18 protein-coding genes are annotated in these 19,448 nt (G+C 43.7%); 10 read left to right on the top strand and 8 right to left on the bottom strand.

Going from position 1 to position 19,448, the window contains the following annotated elements:
* Nucleotides 1–3: 3 nt before the first annotated feature.
* Together recD and Vgang_RS08925 are read left to right on the top strand one after the other, a co-directional pair.
* Complete coding sequence (recD, locus tag Vgang_RS08930; protein WP_105903261.1) at nucleotides 4–2,247, top strand: exodeoxyribonuclease V subunit alpha; 2,244 nt, start codon at nucleotides 4–6, stop codon at nucleotides 2,245–2,247.
* A gap of 13 nt (nucleotides 2,248–2,260) precedes the next feature.
* Nucleotides 2,261–2,725 (top strand): YhcH/YjgK/YiaL family protein, encoded by a 465-nt coding sequence (locus Vgang_RS08925; RefSeq protein ID WP_105903222.1) that lies wholly within the window; start codon nucleotides 2,261–2,263, stop codon nucleotides 2,723–2,725.
* Between the two features lie 83 nt (nucleotides 2,726–2,808).
* Here Vgang_RS08925 and argA read toward each other — a convergent pair whose 3' ends face one another.
* Nucleotides 2,809–4,146 carry an amino-acid N-acetyltransferase gene (gene argA, locus Vgang_RS08920; RefSeq protein WP_105903221.1) on the bottom strand — a complete coding sequence of 446 codons (1,338 nt, stop codon included), beginning with the start codon at nucleotides 4,144–4,146 and terminating at the stop codon, nucleotides 2,809–2,811.
* A gap of 424 nt (nucleotides 4,147–4,570) precedes the next feature.
* Here argA and mltA point away from each other — a divergent pair, with 424 nt between their 5' ends.
* From mltA to csdE, 3 genes are all read left to right on the top strand, one after another.
* Complete coding sequence (gene mltA, locus Vgang_RS08915; RefSeq protein ID WP_105903260.1) at nucleotides 4,571–5,635, top strand: murein transglycosylase A; 1,065 nt, start codon at nucleotides 4,571–4,573, stop codon at nucleotides 5,633–5,635.
* Nucleotides 5,636–5,913: 278 nt separating this feature from the next.
* Nucleotides 5,914–6,741 carry a tRNA cyclic N6-threonylcarbamoyladenosine(37) synthase TcdA gene (tcdA, locus tag Vgang_RS08910; protein WP_105903220.1) on the top strand — a complete coding sequence of 276 codons (828 nt, stop codon included), beginning with the start codon at nucleotides 5,914–5,916 and terminating at the stop codon, nucleotides 6,739–6,741.
* A gap of 244 nt (nucleotides 6,742–6,985) precedes the next feature.
* A complete protein-coding gene (gene csdE, locus Vgang_RS08905) occupies nucleotides 6,986–7,417 on the top strand; it encodes a cysteine desulfurase sulfur acceptor subunit CsdE (protein ID WP_105903219.1) in 432 nt (143 codons plus the stop codon).
* Here csdE and Vgang_RS08900 read toward each other — a convergent pair.
* From Vgang_RS08900 to Vgang_RS08870, 7 genes are all read right to left on the bottom strand, one after another.
* Nucleotides 7,414–8,643, bottom strand: coding sequence for an aminotransferase class V-fold PLP-dependent enzyme (locus tag Vgang_RS08900; RefSeq protein ID WP_105903218.1), 1,230 nt, complete (start codon nucleotides 8,641–8,643; stop codon nucleotides 7,414–7,416). The two genes, csdE and Vgang_RS08900, sit on opposite strands and share 4 nt — an antisense overlap.
* 75 nt (nucleotides 8,644–8,718) lie before the next feature.
* A complete protein-coding gene (locus Vgang_RS08895) occupies nucleotides 8,719–9,600 on the bottom strand; it encodes a 2-dehydropantoate 2-reductase (RefSeq protein WP_105903217.1) in 882 nt (293 codons plus the stop codon).
* A gap of 142 nt (nucleotides 9,601–9,742) precedes the next feature.
* Nucleotides 9,743–10,558 carry a nucleoside-specific channel-forming Tsx family protein gene (locus tag Vgang_RS08890; protein WP_105903216.1) on the bottom strand — a complete coding sequence of 272 codons (816 nt, stop codon included), beginning with the start codon at nucleotides 10,556–10,558 and terminating at the stop codon, nucleotides 9,743–9,745.
* A 273-nt stretch (nucleotides 10,559–10,831) separates the two neighbouring features.
* Nucleotides 10,832–12,175: an AmpG family muropeptide MFS transporter gene (locus Vgang_RS08885; RefSeq protein ID WP_105903215.1), complete on the bottom strand. Its 1,344-nt coding sequence runs from the start codon at nucleotides 12,173–12,175 to the stop codon at nucleotides 10,832–10,834.
* 132 nt (nucleotides 12,176–12,307) lie between these two features.
* Complete coding sequence (locus Vgang_RS08880) at nucleotides 12,308–12,853, bottom strand: peptidylprolyl isomerase (RefSeq protein ID WP_105903214.1); 546 nt, start codon at nucleotides 12,851–12,853, stop codon at nucleotides 12,308–12,310.
* Nucleotides 12,853–13,428, bottom strand: a complete 576-nt coding sequence (locus tag Vgang_RS08875) for a YajG family lipoprotein (protein ID WP_105903213.1) — start codon at nucleotides 13,426–13,428, stop codon at nucleotides 12,853–12,855. Before Vgang_RS08875 ends, Vgang_RS08880 begins: the two co-directional genes overlap by 1 nt.
* 4 nt (nucleotides 13,429–13,432) lie before the next feature.
* Entirely contained in the window at nucleotides 13,433–14,596 is a 1,164-nt protein-coding gene (locus tag Vgang_RS08870; RefSeq protein WP_105903212.1) for a methyltransferase, read from the bottom strand.
* A gap of 167 nt (nucleotides 14,597–14,763) precedes the next feature.
* Between Vgang_RS08870 and bolA the strand changes: the two genes are divergently transcribed.
* The 5 genes from bolA to Vgang_RS08845 all read left to right on the top strand — a co-directional run bounded on the left by bolA (nucleotide 14,764) and on the right by Vgang_RS08845 (nucleotide 19,443).
* Nucleotides 14,764–15,072, top strand: coding sequence for a transcriptional regulator BolA (gene bolA, locus Vgang_RS08865; protein WP_105903211.1), 309 nt, complete (start codon nucleotides 14,764–14,766; stop codon nucleotides 15,070–15,072).
* Between the two features lie 390 nt (nucleotides 15,073–15,462).
* Nucleotides 15,463–16,803, top strand: coding sequence for a Na(+)-translocating NADH-quinone reductase subunit A (locus tag Vgang_RS08860; RefSeq protein ID WP_105903259.1), 1,341 nt, complete (start codon nucleotides 15,463–15,465; stop codon nucleotides 16,801–16,803).
* Nucleotides 16,804–16,806: 3 nt separating this feature from the next.
* Nucleotides 16,807–18,051, top strand: a complete 1,245-nt coding sequence (locus Vgang_RS08855) for an NADH:ubiquinone reductase (Na(+)-transporting) subunit B (RefSeq protein WP_105903210.1) — start codon at nucleotides 16,807–16,809, stop codon at nucleotides 18,049–18,051.
* Nucleotides 18,041–18,811, top strand: coding sequence for a Na(+)-translocating NADH-quinone reductase subunit C (locus Vgang_RS08850; protein WP_105903209.1), 771 nt, complete (start codon nucleotides 18,041–18,043; stop codon nucleotides 18,809–18,811). Before Vgang_RS08855 ends, Vgang_RS08850 begins: the two co-directional genes overlap by 11 nt.
* Nucleotides 18,811–19,443: an NADH:ubiquinone reductase (Na(+)-transporting) subunit D gene (locus Vgang_RS08845; protein ID WP_105903208.1), complete on the top strand. Its 633-nt coding sequence runs from the start codon at nucleotides 18,811–18,813 to the stop codon at nucleotides 19,441–19,443. Before Vgang_RS08850 ends, Vgang_RS08845 begins: the two co-directional genes overlap by 1 nt.
* The last annotated feature ends 5 nt before the right edge of the window (nucleotides 19,444–19,448 follow it).

The following is a 19,448-nucleotide window of genomic DNA, read 5'->3' as shown; positions in this document are numbered from 1 at the left end:
CAAATGAATTCACTTAATATTCATGATAGGGAACACCCGTCTCAAACGTTGGCTTGTTTGCAGCAGTTGGAAAAATTGGGAGTAATACGAGCCATTGATGTTCAGTTTGCTTGGTTTATCCATCAACAGGTTTCTTCTCATTATTCGGGCGATATGGCGTTACTGGCGTGCTTGCTAAGTAGTGAGTTAGGGCGCGGTCATATCTGTTTGAATCTTGAACAATTAGAGGTTGAACACGCTTTATCGCTAGGTTTCTTATTGCGCCAGCATGCCGAAAAACTGAGTCCATTCTCAGCGTTATTGGATGCTTGGGCGCAAAAAAATTGGCTTGAGACTGCTCAGCAATATGCCAAGCAAGATGATTCGATTGTTGCTCATCAAGCGTTGGATCATAACTCACCATTAGCCCCCTTACCGATGACTCTGGAGGGAAACCGACTCTATCTCACTCGCTATTGGTATTATGAACAACAGGTTGCAAAAGGCTTGGCTGAACGAGCGAAGACTTTGCCAATGACGTCTACCTCCATTCAAGCAGCAAAAGCGACGTTAGATAATTTGTTTGCTCGTGATTACACCTATTTATGGCAAGCGCTACAAACAGGGCAATATCACCATTTGGCACAGCGACAATGCTTAGTCTGTGAAATGTTAGATGTGGAAGAAACAGACCAACTGGATTGGCCTCGTATTGACCAAGCACTAATGAGCGCTGAAACGGTGGCTGATCTGGCTCAGTTAGATGAATTAGTGCCAATGTCTGTGTGTTTGAATTGGCAAAAAGTGGCGGCATCAGTGGCGCTTACTCGTCAATTTGCGGTGATTTCTGGTGGGCCGGGAACAGGGAAAACGACCACAGTTGCCAAGTTGTTAGCCGCATTCATAGTGCAAGCCCAGCAAGAAGCCGTGGGACAAGCGGCTCCAGTGATTAAGCTGGTGGCGCCAACCGGTAAAGCGGCTGCGCGGTTAACTGAATCGATTGGTTTAGCGATTGCCCAGCTCCCTGTTAGTGATGAGGTGAAAGCCTTGATGCCTGCCCAATCGAGCACTATCCATCGCTTACTTGGCGCACGCCCGAATACGGTGGAATATAAGCATCATCGTGGGAATCCATTGCATTTGGATATTTTGGTGGTTGATGAAGCCTCGATGGTCGATTTACCTATGATGTTCCGATTACTTCAAGCGTTGCCGAAACAGGCGCGTTTGATTTTACTCGGCGATAAAGACCAATTAGCCTCAGTGGAAGCGGGCGCTATTTTGGGGGATTTATGCCAATTTTCTTCGATTGGATATCAACCAGAATTTCATCAATTGCTCACGAAGATGACAGGTTTTCAGACTCTGCCGAAAGTGGCGTCTAAATCTCAAGGTCTTCGAGTGGCTGACAGTTTGTGCATGCTACAAAAAAGTTATCGATTCCATGCGCGTTCAGGTGTGGGGCAATTAGCGAAAGCGATCAATTCAGGCAAATCTCAAGAAGTTGAACAGGTGTGGCAGCAAGGCTTTGCTGATATCCAGCTGCATTCCATCCCATCACGTCTGGAGATGGGGCATGGTGCCAATATTCAAGATACTCATACTGCGATTGCTCGAATGATGGAGCAAGCGTATCAGCCATATTGTGCTTTATTGCCGTCTCATACCAAATCGCAGACCACGCAGTTGGCTTCGATGACCGTCGTTGAGATGGAGCAAAAAGCACGAACGATTTTACACGCTTTTTCTCGTGCACGCTTGCTGTGTGCGGTGCGAGAAGGTGAATTTGGCGTTGAGAGAATGAATCAATTGATAGAAAAAACATTGAGCGCCAATCACTCGATTGATCCTCAAGAAAATGTCAATTGGTACATTGGGCGTCCAGTCATGGTTACTCAAAATGACAGCGCACAAGGTTTGCATAATGGCGATATTGGCATCTGCCTGCAGGATCAAAGTGATGATGACGGGCATTATCGAGTGTATTTTGAAATGCCCGATGGCCGAATTAAAGGTGTGTTACCGAGCCGAGTGCCTCAGCATGAATTGGCGTTTGCCATGACGATTCATAAATCACAAGGCAGTGAATTCAGCCATACAGTGATGGTTCTACCGAATCAGATGAATCAAATTTTAACCAGAGAGCTGATTTATACCGGGGTAACTCGTGCCAAAGATAAACTTGATCTATTTGCAAATCCTTCAATTTTGGCGCAAGGTGTTGGCATAAAAACCCTACGTTCTAGCGGGTTAAGTGAAAAGTTATAAACAAAGGTGAACTATGTTTTTTGGTAATACTGAACGCTTGGAATGGAGCTCGATTCTTCCTGAGTCTTTTATTGGCTACATTCAACAAGCATTAAAAATTGCGCAAGATAATCAAGAAAATGGTCGTTATGATATTGATGGCGATAAGGTTTTTTGTTTTTTAATGACACCTGAAACCGAATACGCAGACGCGCGAAAAACAGAAATTCATCGTGATTACTTAGATATCCAAATCATTTTAGAAGGGGAAGAAACGTTCGGTTATTCGATCGAAACCCCACAAGCCTTGTTGGATAAACCAGAATATGAGAACGATGTATTGCTGTTTAATGAAGTAAGTAACGAAAGTTTTATTTCATTACGTGCGGGTGATTTTATTATTTTCTACCCAGGTGAAGCTCACCGCCCACAATGCGCCACTCGTGAGCCAATGCAGGTAAGAAAGGCAGTGGTTAAGGTGCATAGGGATTTGATATAGCACGTTACGCGGAAAATACGTGTCTCGTTACTCGATAGGTTAAGTGAAACCTCGAGTAACGAGACACGAGAATCCGAGACTCGCTAAACCTTCAACACCAATATCTTCGACTTACGTTGATAGTTATACAACCCGCGCTTTTCCATTGGTAGTGACTCTACGCCCACTTCTTCAAAACCTTGCTCTCTAAACCAGTGTAGGCTGTGAGTTGTCAGTACGAATAATTTACTGATACCCATGGTTTTGGCTTTTTGTCTCATGTGATTCAGTAGCATGACACCACGATCACCATCACGGTAGTCAGGGTGGATGGCTACACACGCCATTTCAGCCATTTTATCGTCGATATACGGATAAAGTGCCGCGCAGCCAATGATTAAGCGATCTTTTTCTATGATGGTGAACTTGTTGATTTCTTGTTCGAGTTGCTCACGCGATCGACGAACTAAAATGCCTTGTTCTTCTAATGGCTGAATCAAGTCTAAAATGCCGCCAATATCATGGATTTCAGCATTACGCGTTTGCTCCGCACTGGCCATCACTACTTGTGTGCCGATACCGTCAAACGAGAATAACTCTTGCAGTAATGCGCCATCTTCTTTGTAACTCACCAAATGGCAACGTGGAACGCCCGCTCGGCAAGCAGTCAATGCGCCACGTAAAAAGCGATAGGTACCGCTGGTATAACCGCTTTCGGTGTCTTGTTTGTCTTGGATTTGTTGTAATAATTTTTCCGCGCAGGTGGGGAATAACTCAGGAATGACGCGGCCATCTTCGGCCAATATGCCCTGCTCAGAACAAAAGCCAATCAGTTTGTAGGCTTTTAAACGAATGGCGGTTTGAGTGGCAACATCTTCATACATCAAATTAAAACTTTCACCGGTCACCGAGCTTGCGATTGGGCCAACGACCACAATAGAACCCATGTCGAGCATGCGATTAATGGCTTCACTATCAATGCGACGTACTTTACCGCTGTGACAGTAATCGACACCATCATCGACACCCAGCGGTTGAGCAATAATGAAATTGCCGCTGACTACGTTCAACTGAGTGCCTTGCATTGGTGTGTTGTTTAGGCTCATCGACAAACGTGCTGTCAGCGCTAATTGCAAACGACCAGCAGCTTGCATGGCGAGGTTTAATGCTGATTCATTGGTGACTCGAATGCCTTTGTGATAGTGCGATTCACAATGATTATTATACAGGTTGTCGTTGATCTGCGGCCTTGCGCCATACACCAAAACAATGCGTACACCTAGGCTGTGCAGCAACGCAATATCATTGATGATGTTATCAAAATTGGGGTCGGTGAAGACTTCACCACCGAGCATAATCACCATGGTTTTACCACGATGAGCATTGACATAAGGGGCGGATTGGCGAAAACCTTTTACTAAAGCTGTACTACGCAATTTCACGTTCCTTTCCTTGGAATGGATTGGTGGTTTTTTATGTTGAAATAATGACTAAAAATTCATTCTATGGCAATCGATATTTTTTATAAACTAAGTGAATATACCCACGTAATCTCAATACGGGAGTTTCAGCAAGATTAAAACACGTTTTAGGCAAGGCAAATTGAAGTCACTTGAATATAAAGTGAAATTTTTATGGATTTGTTGCAACGCTGACATATCGTCGCCACACTCGAGTATGTTGTGTGTTATTAAATATGTTTCAAAGCATGGTTTATGTCTTGTGTGACAACAGGATTTTTGTCATTCTTCGCTTTGATTTTACTATTTCAAATGGATGATTTCAGTGTTCAATTCCCGTGTTTTTTCTCACTCTCCGGTTTCTTTACCAGTGTTTTCTATTAAGCCATTTTTGACTCGTTCACTGATGCTCGCTTCTGCTGTTGTTCTTTTTGGTTGCGCGCAGCCGACGGAGCGAGGTCAGCAATATTTAGATGGCAAACTTGATACGACTTTAGAGCATACCGATCGTGCTGAAAGTGATGCCCCACGAGACTTTAATACTTTTGCCGCACAAGCTGAGAAAGTAGAAGAAAAATCGCCATCTTTAAAAGCGAAATATCAGAATTTATATGCGCAGTTAAATGTGTGGGCGCAGGAGAGTGGCGATCCTAAAGACTTAGCAAAATATGGTGTTGATATTGAACAGCTCGCGGGCGCTGATAAAAAAGGCAATATTTTATTCACGGGTTACTTTTCTCCTGTGATTGAAATGCGCCATACGCCGGATCATTTATTCAAATATCCAGTTTATGCTAAACCAGAATGTGGCTCTGTATGTCCAACCCGCGCTCAAATTTACGCTGGTGCATTAAAGGGTAAAGGGCTTGAGCTTGGCTATGCCTCTAACATGATTGATCCATTCTTGATGGAAGTTCAGGGGAGTGGATTTGTGCATTATGCCGATAACGATGAATTGGACTATTTTGCTTATTCAGGTAAGAACAACCATCCTTATGTCAGCATTGGCCGCATTTTGATAGAGCGAGGCTTAATTCCTAAAGAAAAAATGTCGATGAAAGCCATCAAAGAATGGGTGGCGGAAAACGATCCTGAAACGGTGAAAGAATTGCTGGAGCAAAACCCATCGTATGTATTTTTCCAACGTCAGCCGGGTGCCGAAGTGGTAGGCTCTGCGGGTATTCCACTGTTACCAATGGCCTCAGTAGCTGGCGATCGCAGTATTTTCCCAATGGGAACACCAATTCTAGCGGAAGTACCTTTATTAGATGCGCACGGTAAATGGACGGGCGTGCATGTACTTAAACTGTTAATTGTGCTTGATACTGGCGGTGCAGTAAAAGGTGGTCACTTAGATTTGTATCACGGCATGGGGGCTCGCGCAGGTATTGCCGCAGGTCACTATCGTCACTTTGGCCGTGTGTGGAAGTTAGGTTTGACCGCGCCACCAATGCAGATTCCGGGGAATTAGTAGCGCGTTACGAGTCGTGGGGACGCTGACGCTCGAGATCCGAAAAGCGGTTAGGTAGATCGATGCTCGGGCGTTTCACTGCTCGTTGCTCGAAAAACAAGATCGTCACTCAAATTAGAGCATCCTAAGTATAGTGACGCTCTTTTTATCTTTTTCTAGTAACGAGAAGCGCAGCGAGCCGAGCAACGAGTCACGTTTCGTTTCTATATAACGTATCCTAGCGACGTGAAACGCGATCGGCTATAATGCGCCTCTTTTGAATTTTGCGGTAACTTTCCATGAAAACACTTCCTCCTGCATCTGCACTTGCTCCTGCATCTGATAGCTATGATCAACGTTTTGGTGGCACGCGTCGCTTATACGGACATAGCGAAGTTGAGATCTTGCGTGCCGCGCATGTTTGTGTGGTCGGCATTGGTGGTGTCGGTTCGTGGGCGGTGGAAGCGTTAGCGCGTACTGGTGTTGGTGAATTAACCTTGATTGATATGGATGATGTGTGCGTGACCAACATCAACCGTCAAATTCATGCGTTAAACGGAACGGTTGGGCAAAGCAAAATTGAAGTGATGGCCGAGCGTGTTGCTTTGATTAATCCTGAATGCAAAGTGAACTTGATTGATGATTTCATTACGCCAGATAACGTGCGTGACTACATCAGTAAAGAGTTTGATTACGTGCTCGATGCGATTGATAGCATTAAACCGAAAGCGGCATTATTGGCTTATTGCCGCAGTAATAAGATCAAAGTGATCACAACCGGTGGGGCTGGCGGCCAAACCGATCCGACGCAAATTCAAATTGCCGATTTAACCAAAACCATTCAAGACCCTTTGGCGAAAAAGCTCAAAGATACGTTGCGTCGTCATCATAATTTCAGCAAAAATCCACAACGTAAATTTGGTATTGATTGTGTGTTCTCAACGGAACAGCTTAAATACCCACAAGCCGACGGCTCGGTGTGTGGCGTGAAATCTACAGCCGAAGGCCCTAAGCGTATGGATTGTGCCAGCGGTTTTGGTGCAGCAACGGTGGTGACGGCGACCTTTGGGTTTGTGGCAGTATCGCGAATTGTTGAGAAGTTGATTCAGAAGTATAAGGTTTCCTAGTTTCTAGGGGGGCGTTTCTCGAAAGCTCGGGCGCTTCGCTGCTCGTGGCTTGAAAGAGCTAAAACCTACGGGAAATGAAAGTTATCATTTAAAAACACAATATTTATCGTCATCCTGAAAAGCGACGAAGGAGCGCAGTTCAGGATCTCCTACCTCGATTTGAGACTTAAAGTGCTGTAGGAGATTCCAAACAGTTCGTGCCTCACTTTTGGAATGACGGTCTGTAAAATACGAGGTCGAATTTATGTCCCATCCCTTTGGTAATACCATCACAGCGCAAGATATCATCGAGACCATGTCTGGCTTTACAAGCTGGGAGGAGCGTTATCGTCAGGTGATCATGTGGGGTAAACAATTACCGAAAATGGAGGAAGCATTAAAACAGGAGCAGTTATTGGTCTCTGGCTGTGAAAGTAAGGTGTGGCTAGTATCGGAATTTGATGGCGAGCACTGGCACTTTCAAGCTGATTCTGATGCGCGCATTGTGCGAGGTTTAATTGCGCTAGTGCTGGCAGCCTTTGAAGGGCAAACAACTCAAGTGATTCGTGATTTTGATGAGCAAGCCTATTTCGATCAGCTTGGCCTAATCAATCATTTAAGCCCATCACGCGGTAATGGGCTGAAAGCGATTGTTGAACAAATTAAGCAAGCCGCCGAAGCGAAAAATAAAGACTAGAGCAAATCTATCGCTTTAGCTAACGCAGTTAAAAACGCTTCAATATCTTGTGTGTTGTTATAAATCCCTAACGAGACCCGTACAGTGCCATTAATTCCTAAGGCATCCATCAATGGATGAGCGCAATGATGTCCAGAACGTACGGCAATATTCTGTTGGTCAAGCAAGGTTGCAACATCGTTATGATGAATCCCCTCGCCATCGAGTTCGACAATAAAACTCACCACGTTCGCATTAGCTTGTAAACCAATAAGTTTAACGCCATCAATTTGACGTAACCCTTCCACTAACAGCGAATGTAATTGATGGTAATGCGCCTCGATTTGTTGAGGATCGAACTCTTGTAGCCAATCAATGGCGGTAGCAAGCGCAATTGCCCCGGCCACATTAGGGGTGCCCGCTTCAAACTTACCAGGCAGCCCAGTAAATGAGGTTTTCTCAAAGCTGACTTTGTCTACCATTTTTCCGCCACCATGCCATACAGGCATCGCGTTGAGTAAGGCTTGTTTGCCATACAACACACCGATACCGGTTGGCGCATACAATTTATGGCCAGAGAAAATATAAAAGTCGCAATCGAGTGCCTGAACATCCACTTTTTCATGCACGATGCCTTGCGCGCCGTCAATGACAACAATGGCATCCACTTGATGGGCGAGTTGAATAATATCCTCAATAGGCTGGCGAGTAGCGGTGACATTAGTGATATGCGCTGCGGCAACAATTTTGCACTTGTTGGTCAGAAGATTTTGATAAGCCGTCATATCCCATTGGCAATTTTGCGTCATAGGGACTTTGATGAGTTTCGCGCCTGTCTGCTCTGCCACTATTTGCCACGGCACAATGTTGGCGTGATGTTCCATTTCACCCACTAGAATTTCATCGCCTGCTTGTAGTGTGCTGCGTGCATAAGTTTGCGCGATTAAGTTGATGGCTTCGGTAGCACCGCGGGTCCAGATGATTTCTTTACTGGATTGAGCATGAATAAATTGCTGTACACAGTCGCGCGCAGCTTCAAATTGCGTTGTGGCATTGGCGGTTAAGCTATGACTTCCCCGGTGTACATTGGCATTTTGTTTGGCGTAATAGTCACTAATCGCATCGATCACACACTGCGGCTTTTGCGTTGTCGCGGCGCTATCAAGGTAAACTAACGGCGAATCATTATGAATAAAAGGGAACTGCTGGCGAACAGCCTGAATGTCAAAGTGAGTCGGATAAGACATTAAATAAACCTTGCTATGCCAATGAAGTGGGCGAAGTATAAAACATATTAGAATGGGCTTAAACGTTTCTCGGCCCTAGACTTCCAATCGTTTAATTTGTTGATACAAGCGTTGGTGATTGGGTACTTCTATTCCATATTGCTGCGCTTTTTTGAGTAAGAAGCCAGTAATAAAGTCGATTTCCGTAGGACGCTGGTGGTGTACATCTTGATACATTGAAGAATAATTCTGAGCTGTCGCTGTAATCACTTGGCGGATAAATGCTGTCAGCTCATCAAGATCTGAAGTTTGCCCATCGGCGCGCATCACTTGATGACATTCTTGAATTAAGGCACGTAATTGATCTTGATATTGCGCTTGTGCGATTTCTCCATTTTTACACTGGTACAGGGCTGTCATTGGGTTGATCACACAATTAACAGCAAGCTTTTTCCATAGGGCTGCTTGAATGTTGTCATCCCAATTCACATTCGGAAGTGCGGCATTAAGTTGAGTAAGAATGCTTTCCGAGAGTGGTTTGCAATGGTGGTGATGCGGCCCAATCAAAGTGTTGCCGTAACCGGTGTGATGAACCTGAGTTGAACTCGATTTGAATGCCGCCTGTGTTGTGGTGGCAAGGTAGAGTGGTAACGCCTGCCACTTAGTTTCCAATATGTCTACCGCTCCCATACCGTTATGCAGAAAAATAACAGGCACAGCAGGGTTTAGGAGAGAAAATAATGGCTCGACAGCAGTAGCTACTTGTGTGGATTTTACTGTGATAAGAACAACATCACAGCTTGCCAGTTGCTCGGGTTGATTGGCACTTAGTTTGATTGCTGGCTGTACATCAAGTTGTAATGTTAGTTGAGTTTGTGATGGAGCACGGGTAAAGCAAATAACCTGATGACCATGTTGCTGTAATTGGGTTGCCCATAATGAACCAATGGCACCGACGCCAACAATTGCTACTTTCATACTGAACCGTTTCTATATTGCTAAAATGCGAAGGTTAGCATAACGCAAAAAACAAAATGGTGCAGATTGAAGCTCAATCTGCACCATTGTATTTGAATCAAAGTAACGATTCGAATCAAAGCAACTTATGCGTTGCGAGTGATTAGAATTTGTAAGTTACGTCGAAGTAGTGGGATACACCTGTTGATTCTAGTGCATCGCTATCTTTAATGCCGTATACGTTGTAGTAAGCTTTTAAGCCGTAACCGACTGCAAAGCGCTCATTATGCCAGTAAAGGCCGTTGAACATTGCACCACCATTTGATGCCGTTGCGTACTCATCTTTCATGCCAAATTGGTAATCAATGTAGCCTTGGTATGCGATGAAGCTACCGTTGCTGAATGAGTAGAAAGGCTTGAACCAGTTAGTCGAAATTTGGTAACCATTCCAGTCATTTTTGTTTGAATCGTAAGTCGCGTATAGGTTTAAGCCCATTTTGCCAAACCAAGGCATATTGATGTCAGAACCTAGACCAATTTTTTGAGTGTTAACACCAAAAGTCGTGTCACGGCCACCATCCCATTCAAATAGTGATGCTACATATAGCTCTTGCACAGGGCCGAATGAAAGATCGTAACCCGTCATAGCATCGATAGACATACGAGGCGCAAATTTCATGAAGATCTTGTCTTTTTGACCATTTGCTTTATCGGTATCGTCAGCATCATCGTTGCTTAATAGGTTGAATACATCTACGTAACCGTATAAGTCGAAAATTCCTGAGCGACCACCAAATTCCATCTCTAAATAATCGTGAGCGTTTGAACCTGTGCTGGCTTCTGGTTTTTCACCAACAGAATACATTAGGTTAAAGTTTACGAACTTATAGTCGTTCTTGTGGATGTCGTCTGAGTAGTCCGCAGCTAATACTGGCGCCGAAGCAGCAACAAGACTAAGAGCTAAAAGTGTTTTACGCATGAGTTGGGGCTCTCTTTTTATCTAAATTTAAAATGTATTTACACCGATTATCGATGTGGGCTTTCAAAGTGGTGCAGATAATATCTGTTCCCCTCTCATTTGTAAGTGACAAAACCTGCAAACTGTAAAATAAATTGTGATGGTAATCACGTTAATGAGATCTTTGATGGAACTTGTTACTAAAAACTGTATAGATTTTTGAGTTTAGAGCAAAAAACACCCAAGGCAACCGCTTGCCTTGGGTGTTTTTTATGCGAATGGATTTAGTGAGGATTACTCTTGGTTTCGCGCTTTTTCGAGTAAATTGTGGAAATAGTGACGCAGTGAGTACAACATGATCAAGCTTGGGATCACCATTAAGGCGGTAATCACGAAGAATAATGGCCAGCTGTTGAGGCTATCGGCAAGTTCACCGCTGAAAGAAGCAAGGGTGGTGCGGCCAAAGTTGCCTAACGAGGCAAGTAGTGCATATTGGGTGGCGGAAAATGCCTGTCCGGTGAGCACGGTTAGGAAAGACACAAATGCGACGGTCGAAAAGGCGGTGGTGAAGTTGTCGACTAATACGGTAGCAAGCAGGAGATGTTCATTCGGGCCAACTGAGGCAATCCAAGCAAACATCAAGTTACTGCTCGCCATCGCAATGCCACCCATCATCAAGCCTTTAACGATACCAAAGCGCACGTTAAACATACTGCCCACAAAGGTAAATAGCATAGTTGCACCCCAACCAATTAATTTGGAGTATTCGCCAATTTGCTCGTTACTAAAGCCAATCTCTTTGTAAAACACAATCGACATTCGACCTAAGAATGCTTCACCGATTTTGAATAAGAAGACAAACAATAACAGTGTGACGGCGACCCCAACCCCGTTGCGACGGAAAAAGTCTAAGAAGGGTTCAACCACGGTCACGGTAAGCCAAGCGGCGACTTTGGAGTTGACCACTTTTGCATGACGTTTTTCAGCTTGTTGCTGTAATTCATCGCGATGAGTTTCAGGTTCACCGGTCAGCAAAGTGAACAACATTAATAAAACAATGACCACTGTCATCCCGTAATACACGGTGTTCCAGCCATAAGCATCGGCATTGGAAAATGCCAGGTAGCCAGGTAACGAATAACCCGTCCACCAACCGATCACGGCCATGGCTGACGCTTGTGGTAGTTTGCTGTTGTTACTTTTAGGAAAGGTATCAATACGAAAAGCATCAATGGCGATATCTTGTGTGGCTGAAGCGGTCGAAATGGCGAGCGCTAAAGCAGAAATAAGAATCAAATTATTTGCAGGGTGTAAACTCGCTAACAAAAACGTGCAGGCCAACATGATGGCTTGGCATAACAAAATCCAACTGCGGCGCTGACCTAGCCACGCATGCAGCAGGGGGATTTTGACTCGGTCAATCAATGGTGCCCACAGAAAGTTAATCGCATAAACCGCAAACACGGCGCCAAAATAACCAATGGTTGAACGAGTGAGACCGGCATCCGCAAGCCAGCCTGACATATTTGAGCCGATTAATACCCAAGGAAAGCCGCTAGAACAACCTAACATGAATACCCACAGTAGACGTTTATCTAGGTAGGTTTGTATGGTTGCCTTCCAGGTCATAGAGGCCATGAATTTACTCCTTGGTAACAATCGATAGTTGGGGTTCAGTCTGTTGGCTATAAAACTCAGCCATCACTTACTCAGTCATCATAAGCGATGGCTGAGTAAGTGATGAGCAAAGTCGATGAGCGTAAAGAGGCTTTACTTCTGCACGGTTACTTTGGTGATCATGATAGGAGTGACGGGCACATCTTTCATCATACCCATGGATTGGGTTGGCTTACGGGCCATAGCGCGCACTACATCAAAGCCTTTGGTGACTTTACCAAATACCGCATAACCGGCTGGGTTACGTGAATAATTGAGAAAGTCATTATCGGTTAGGTTAATGAAAAACTGACGCGTTGCAGAGTTTGGGTTATTGGTGCGAGCCATGGCAATAGTCGCGGTTAAGTTTTCTAGACCATTACTGGCTTCGTTACGGATCGGTGCATAAGACGAGCGTTCGTTCATGTCTTTATCAAAACCGCCACCTTGCGCCATAAATCCAGGGATAACACGGTGGAACTGTGTGCCGACATAGCTACCGTCGTTAACGTATTTCATAAAGTTTTCGACCGTAACTGGCGCTTGTTGCTGATTCAGTTCAATGGTAAAACTGCCTAAGGTGGTTTCAAATTCTACGGTAGGTGCCGCAAAGCTGGTGGCACTAAAAAGCATTAATAGGCCGAATAAGATTTTTTTCATTAGAAGTTACTCTTCATGTACTTAGTTAATTCAGTGTCTTTTGCAATTGTGGTTAATACGCGGCTTGAAACGCGGTTAATCACTTCTTCGATATCTGTTTTATCGGCATTGAAAGAGCCAGATTTTGTGCCAGAGCCGGTATAAGTACGAACAAACTTACCGTTTGGTGTTTCTGCTGTGATTTTAAGAGTCACTTTGCCTTCGATATCATATTTCATCGGAGTTTGCGTGACGGTGGCTAGGGCATCAACAACTTGTAGGTTAACAATGTTGTTGCTGTTTTTTGTCATGGTAAAACCTTGAGAGAAAAACTGCTGATATACCGCTGTTTCATAAGCCTTACGTACGTTTTGTTTCGCATGCATTGGCTGAACTTGTTCTTCGCCTTCTTGTTTGATCACAGCAATAAACTGGGCATTGCGGACATCTTGACTTGTTAGTGTGAACGCTAATCCGTCAGCGACTTTACTTGAGCTTAATGTGGAAGAAGGGGTGAGATTAATCAAATCAGTTTGAGAAACGCTAGCACAAGCCGTTAATACTAATGCGGCACAGAGCATAATCAGCTTTTTCATACTTTTAGTCCTTTTGTGTTTTCTTGTTTAAGTCGTTGTTTTTGACTGCTTCAATAATGACAAATTTATTATTTTCAGCAACGATTGTCACTTGCTGTGAACCAAATAACCGAGCTAATTTTCTCGGATATTCTAAGTGTCGATTGCCTACGACCAATAATTTGCCGTTATGGTTCAATGCATCTTTTGCATCACAGAACATTTGCCAAGCAATATGATCGGTGATGGTGTTGTTTTGGTGAAAAGGTGGATTACACAATATCAAGTAGCTGCTGTTGTCTTTCATGCCATCAAGGCAGTTATTGGCGATGACTTGAATGTTCCGTTCTGTTCCAAGATTGCGCTCTAAATTTTTCTTCGCCGATGCCACCGCCATAAAACTTTCGTCCACACTGGTAATGCGAGCATGTGGGTTAAGTTGTCCCGCTTTGACAGATAACACTCCATTGCCACAGCCCAAATCGATAATGTGACGCAGCTCAGGATCGACTGGAATGTGTTTGAGCATGAAACGTGCGCCTAAATCTAGGCCCTCACCTGAATACACATTGGCGTAATTGGAAAGGTAAATATCTTCTTCATCCACCTTCCATTCACATTCTGGTGCAACTGGAATAATGGCCTCACAATCGGGAGTTGAAAAGACTAAGCGATGTTTTTTCCAAGCCAACGAAGTGGTTGTCGTACCGAGATACTTTTCAAATAGATTTAAAGTCGAAGTATGGATTTCTTTGGTCTTATTTACCCCAATAACTTGGATGCCATTTTTTAACGCCCCTCTAAGCATTGATAGCTGCCAAGTAAGTAAGCGATTACTTTTAGGGATCTGCATTAATACCAAGTCGATATTATCTGGGATGTCATCTAGGCAATTGAGAAAGGTGACTTTTCCGCAACGGTTACGTTGTAAATTCTTGAGTGTGCCTTTGTGTGAAATGAATGAGTCACTCATCATGGTCACGTTGTGATCTTGCGAAAACCAACAAGATAGGGCACCAAAGTTGTCATTCAAAATTAATATATTGAGACCAGAAGGTAAGCCTAATTCAGTGATATGGTTAATGAGATATTCATCACCGGCATCCCAAGCTTGCAGTGTTTCATTTGCACGTTTAGGAAAGCGTGACAAAGTTAAGGTTCGGTCATGTAAGGTTAATTCGGTTTTCATGTTTTATCTTTATTCTTGCTTACAGAGATTTTTGTATTGCGCATTTAGGCGCTATTGTCGCAGAAGGTGTCACAACAAGATAGTTATCTCTATAGATAAACGCACCCTATTGAGTTTGTCGCACTTTTCATGCATTTTGGTTTGATTACATAAAAAGGAGCAAGTCTATGATCCAAGATTTAATCGAAAGGAAATTGCAGTCTGCATTTACTCCCATCCATCTTGAAGTGCTAAACGAAAGCTATATGCACAATGTGCCGCCGGGATCGGAAAGTCACTTTAAAGTGGTATTAGTCAGCGAATCTTTTGAAGGCAAGAGACTGATTGCAAGACATCGAGCGATCAATGAAGTGTTGGCTGATGAACTTGAAAATCATATTCATGCACTATCGATACATACATACACAGAAGTGGAGTGGAATGAGATTAATGGTGCATTTCCATCTTCACCCAAATGTGCGGGCGGTGGACAGTAATCGATGGATACATATTGCAACAAAATGATTACTCGCAGTTAAAATCATTAAAAAAAATGTGGTTAAGTGTGTTATCATCTTGATCAATTCATTACGATTCATGTTTTATAGAATTGTGCTGCGCCTCAAAGATATCAATTTTTTGTATTTAAACCCCCTAACTTCACGTTAAAAAATGCCTGAATCCGGCTAATCAGAATGGCAAGAGATTCTAAAAAGATGTTAGAATACGCCACCTAGAAAAGCTTATTGATTAATTTAGGCCTTTTTAAATGGATGTTACGTTCTCGATTTTTCCAACAAATCTAGAGCGAACACAAAAAAGTCGTGTCTTTAAGTTACGCAATTAAAAGAATCTTATTTTCCCTAAATAAAGTAGTGCAAGTGCGTATGATTACAATAAAAAAGGGCTTGGATCTTCCTATCTCAGGAGCTCCTGCTCAGGTGATTAATGACGGTAAGCCCGTCAAAACTGTCGCCTTGCTTGGCGAAGAGTACGTGGGTATGCGTCCAACTATGCATGTTCGCGTTGATGATGAAGTGAAAAAAGGTCAAATTCTTTTTGAAGATAAAAAGAACCCTGGCGTGAAATACACTTCACCAGCATGTGGTAAAGTTATCGAGGTTAACCGTGGTGCTAAGCGTGTGCTTCAATCTGTTGTGATTGAAGTAAGCGGCGATGACCAAGTAACTTTCGAAAGCTACACAGCTGACCAACTGGCAACACTTGATCGCGAAGTGATTAAGTCGCAGCTGGTTGAATCAGGTATGTGGACTGCATTGCGAACTCGTCCGTTCAGCAAGGTTCCTGCTATCGACTCAACCACTCAGGCCATTTTCGTTACTGCGATGGATACCAATCCGTTAGCAGCTGATCCTGCTGTGATTATTAATGAGCAAGCGGAAGCATTCAAAGCCGGTCTAGACCTACTTTCAGCTTTAACTGAAGGCAAGGTTTATGTATGTAAAGCTTCTGTTGAACTACCAAAGTCATCTCAAGCGAATGTTGAAGAACATGTGTTTGCTGGTGTACACCCTGCAGGTCTTGCAGGTACACACATGCATCACCTGTATCCTGTCAATTTAGAAAATGTAGCTTGGAGTATTAATTACCAAGATGTGATTGCATTTGGTCAATTGTTCCTAACAGGTGAAATCTTTACTGACCGTGTTGTTGCGTTAGCAGGTCCTGCAGTTAAAGAACCTCGTTTAGTTCGTACTCAAATGGGTGCTAACTTGGATGCGGTAACTGAAGGTGAAGTGTTACCAGGTGAAGTGCGTGTTATTTCTGGTTCAGTTTTAACCGGTACTCATGCAAATGGTCCTCATGCTTACCTTGGCCGTTACCATTCACAAGTTTCAGTGCTACATGAAGGTCGAGAAAAAGAGTTATTTGGCTGGGCAATGCCTGGCTCACATAAGTTCTCTGTGACTCGTTCTTTCCTTAGCCACTTCTTCCCAAGTCGCGTATTTAATATGACGACTACCACCAATGGTAGTGATCGTTCTATGGTGCCAATCGGTAACTATGAGCGTGTAATGCCACTTGATATTGAGCCAACACTGTTGCTACGTGACTTATGCGCGGGCGATTCTGACAGTGCTCAGCGTCTAGGCGTATTAGAGCTAGATGAAGAAGATTTGGCGTTATGTACCTTTGTATGTCCAGGTAAATATGAATATGGCGAGTTACTTCGCGATTGCCTAGACAAGATCGAGAAGGAAGGTTAATTCATGGGCCTTAAGAAATTTATAGAAGATATTGAACCGCATTTTGAACCAGGCGGGAAACATGAGCGTTGGTTTGCTTTGTATGAAGCAGCTGCAACGCTTTTCTATACGCCTGGTACAGTAACAAAAGGTCGTTCACATGTACGTGATAGCGTGGATTTAAAACGCATCATGATCATGGTATGGCTAGCGGTATTCCCGGCTATGTTCTGGGGTATGTACAACACGGGTCATCAAGCGATTGTTGCTTTAAACCATATGTATTCTGGTGATCAGCTTGCGTCTGTCATTGCAGGTGATTGGCATTACTGGTTTACCGAAATGCTGGGCGGGACGATTTCTGCTGATGCAGGTTGGGGCAGTATGATGCTGCTTGGTGCGACTTACTTCCTACCTATCTATGCTGTGGTTTTCGCAGTGGGTGGTTTCTGGGAAGTTCTGTTCTGTATGATCCGTAAACACGAAGTCAACGAAGGTTTCTTTGTAACCTCAATCTTGTTTGCGCTTATCGTTCCACCAACACTACCTCTATGGCAAGCGGCACTAGGTATTACCTTCGGTGTTGTAGTTGCTAAAGAAATCTTTGGTGGTACCGGTCGTAACTTCTTGAACCCTGCACTTGCCGGTCGTGCATTCTTGTTCTTCGCATACCCAGCGCAAATTTCTGGTGATGTGGTATGGACAGCTGCAGACGGCTTCTCTGGTGCAACGGCATTAAGCCAATGGGCGCAAGGTGGCCACGGTGCATTAGTGAACACGGTTACTGGTCACTCTATCACTTGGATGGATGCGTTCATCGGTAATATCCCTGGCTCAATGGGTGAAGTATCGACACTTGCACTTATTCTTGGTGGTTTGATGATCGTATACATGCGCATAGCGTCTTGGCGTATCATCGCAGGTGTTATGATCGGTATGGCTGCAGTATCGACATTGTTTAACTTGATTGGTTCTGATACCAACGCAATGTTTGCTATGCCATGGTACTGGCACCTTGTGTTAGGTGGTTTTGCATTCGGTATGATCTTCATGGCAACCGATCCAGTATCGGCTTCATTTACCAATAAAGGTAAGTGGGCATACGGTGCATTGATCGGTGTAATGTGTGTGCTTATCCGTGTGGTAAACCCAGCTTACCCTGAGGGTATGATGCTAGCGATCCTATTTGCTAACTTATTTGCACCTCTATTCGATTACTTTGTCGTTGAGAAGAACGTCAAGAGGAGACAAGCTCGCTATGGCAAATAAAGACTCCATTAAAGGTACGCTAGTTACCGTTATTGCACTGAGCCTTGTGTGTTCAGTTGTGGTATCAACGGCAGCGGTACTATTAAAACCAAAACAAGTAGCGAATGCTAAACTTGATGTTCAGAGCAACATCGTAGCGGTTGCTGGTTTTGATGCTAAGAACGCTCAAGATGTTCAAACCATCTATAAAGAAAACATCGAACCACGTTTGATTGACTTTAATACTGGTGAATTTGTTGAAGGTGATGCGAGTAAATACGATATGCGTGCGGCGTCTAAAGATCCTGCGCAATCGACTAAACTGTCACCTGAGCAAGATATCGCTAAGATTTTGCGTCGTCCAAATAAAGGTCTTGTTTACTTAGTCAAAGACGGTGACAACGTTAAAGAAGTGATTCTTCCAATTAACGGTACTGGTCTTTGGTCAATGATGTACGCTTTCGTAGCGGTACAAACTGACGGTAATACAGTTAATGGTATTACTTACTATGAACAAGGTGAAACCCCTGGACTTGGTGGTGAAGTTGAGAATCCTAAATGGAAATCTCAATTCGTAGGCAAAAAGTTATTTGATGAAAATAATAAGCCAGCAATCAAGATCGTAAAAGGTGGTGCACCACAAGGTTCTGAGCATGGTGTTGATGGTCTTTCTGGCGCAACGCTAACCAGTAATGGTGTTCAACATCAATTTGATTTCTGGTTAGGCGATATGGGTTACGGACCATTCCTTGCAAAACTACGTGCAGGAGAACTTAACTAATGGCTAGCGTAAAAGAATTTAAAAAAGCGGTTATTGCTCCGATTTTCGACAATAACCCAATCGCGCTGCAAGTATTGGGCGTATGTTCTGCTCTAGCAGTAACAACTAAGTTAGAAACCGCGTTTGTAATGACGTTGGCCGTAATGTTTGTAACGGCTTTCTCTAACTTCTTCGTATCTTTGATGCGTAATAACATTCCTAGTAGTGTTCGTATCATCGTACAAATGGCGATCATTGCATCGTTAGTAATCGTGGTAGACCAAGTACTTCGTGCTTATTTCTATGATATTTCAAAGCAACTTTCAGTATTCGTTGGTTTGATCATTACTAACTGTATCGTAATGGGCCGTGCTGAAGCATTTGCAATGAAAGAAGCACCGATCCCATCATTCATCGATGGTATCGTGAATGGTCTAGGCTACGGTTTTGTGCTTATTGTTGTTGGTTTCTTCCGCGAGTTGCTAGGCTCAGGTCGTCTTTTTGGTATGCAAGTATTGCCTTTAATTTCAGATGGCGGTTGGTATCAACCAAACGGTCTGATGTTATTAGCACCGTCTGCATTCTTCCTAATTGGTTTCTTGATTTGGATTATCCGTACTGTGAAACCAGAACAAGTAGAAGCTAAGGAGTAATCGCA

The sequence above is a fragment of the Vibrio gangliei genome (assembly GCF_026001925.1).
Lineage (GTDB): Bacteria > Pseudomonadota > Gammaproteobacteria > Enterobacterales > Vibrionaceae > Vibrio > Vibrio gangliei.
Note: the sequence above shows the minus strand (reverse complement) of the source record. Positions and strands in the feature narration are given on the sequence as shown.